The sequence below is a fragment of the Photobacterium sp. R1 genome (assembly GCF_054600795.1).
Genome location: NZ_BAAHZP010000075.1, coordinates 1 through 488, shown reverse-complemented (window position 1 = coordinate 488; position 488 = coordinate 1). Strand labels below are relative to the sequence as shown.

General features: G+C 47.7%; 1 protein-coding gene. It reads right to left on the bottom strand.

What is annotated here, in order from left to right; genetic code table 11:
- Positions 1-19: 19 nt before the first annotated feature.
- Positions 20-488, bottom strand: a 469-nt coding sequence (locus ACYP03_RS24020) for a riboflavin synthase subunit alpha (protein WP_459782365.1), incomplete at its 5' end; no start/stop codon positions are given.

Sequence of the window (488 nt, the reverse complement as noted above, 5' to 3'; positions counted from 1 at the left end):
TTAAGACAAACAACGTCCTTCAGCCTCTTGCTGCCATTACCCTTTCCACCGTATCAACCACTGCCTGCGTCTGAGGATCAATTTCTATATTGATCACATCACCTTTTTGGCGCGCAGACAGGTTTGTCCTGTTCAGGGTTTCCGGGATCAGATTGACGTTAAATCGCTGGCCTTCCACATCACCAATGGTCAAGCTCGCCCCGTCGATACCGATATAGCCTTTAGTGAACACATATTTCATCAGGTCGGCAGGCAGAGAAAACCAGATCTGATAATTGTTTTCTGTTTCAATGACCTCATCCACCACCGCCGTGGTCATGATATGGCCCGACATACTATGGCCGCCTATTTCATCGCCAAACTTAGCCGCTCGTTCAATATTCACTCTGTCACCGGGACTGAGTAAACCCAGGTTGGTGACACGCAGTGTTTCCTGCATGAGATCGAAAGAAATATGATTTCCGTTGATATGCGTTACCGTCAGGCAA